This is a genomic window from Virgibacillus sp. 7505, assembly GCF_002272135.1.
GTDB lineage: Bacteria > Bacillota > Bacilli > Bacillales > Amphibacillaceae > Terribacillus.
In genome coordinates this window covers 1-768 of the sequence record NZ_NPBF01000049.1, presented here as the reverse complement: position 1 = coordinate 768, position 768 = coordinate 1, and the positions used below count along the sequence as shown (strand labels likewise).

Below are 768 nucleotides of genomic sequence, written 5' to 3'. Positions count from 1 at the left end.
CAAGGGGGTCTATTTTTTGTCTATATAAGACAACAGGGCGATGATGAATACGCCAAAAGCTATCATAAGAGATAAACTTTCAAATGTTGTCATTAGCCTCACCCCCTTCCGGGGAATGAGTCAGACCGCACTTGAGTGAGTCGTTAACTTGTACACGGAATATTATACATGAAAAACTTGGTAATCTCTCTTATAATTGAAATAGATTATTGGGAAAGAAGGGGATTATCCTGGAGGAAAAGGACACACACATTACCTTAGTTACTGGTCCAAATTGTGTGTTAGAATCATCTGCATTACGTTCTGTGCTGGAATATTTCGGTGCTAGAGTGGATATGCACTGGATAGGAAGACCAAATGATTTAATCAAGGTACTAATTGGTGAAAATAGAACAAGTACTGACTACCTTATATTATCCTTTCATGGAGAAGGTGGAAAACTTCTGCTTCCAGAGTTGGCAGAAGAAGTTTACGAAGAAAACGAGCCTCGATCTTCATACTTCGGCTATAAGGAAATCCTTAAATATGCAAGATTAGACGGTATTCATGTACTTGCCACTGGCTGCACTTTAGGGGATAAAGAGCTTGCAGATGCTTTTCATAAATCAAATTGTGCTTCTTACACAGCCCCTGTTGATTATATTGACGGAAACGCTGCATTGATGTTTATAATTTCGTTTATGTATGAGCAAATGACGAATTCTAAGCCAATTAAGGAAGCTTTTCAAATAGCTCAATCCATTGACAAAGAAACAAACTTATATCGTA

Annotated in this window: 2 protein-coding genes; one reads left to right on the top strand and one right to left on the bottom strand. The window is 37.9% G+C overall.

Annotation, left to right across the window (positions count from 1 at the left end):
• Positions 1 to 9 precede the first annotated feature (9 nt).
• A complete protein-coding gene (locus tag CHH91_RS21510; RefSeq protein WP_141234184.1) occupies positions 10 to 93 on the bottom strand; it encodes a putative holin-like toxin in 84 nt (27 codons plus the stop codon).
• A gap of 137 nt (positions 94 to 230) precedes the next feature.
• Here CHH91_RS21510 and CHH91_RS17845 point away from each other — a divergent pair.
• Positions 231 to 768: delta-aminolevulinic acid dehydratase (locus CHH91_RS17845; protein WP_095224763.1), on the top strand; the 538-nt coding region annotated here is incomplete at its 3' end.

Bases quoted from the DNA above. Each gene is read 5' to 3' on its own strand.
- CHH91_RS21510 (WP_141234184.1), bottom strand. From the start codon at position 93: ATGACAACATTTGAAAGTTTATCTCTTATGATAGCTTTTGGCGTATTC.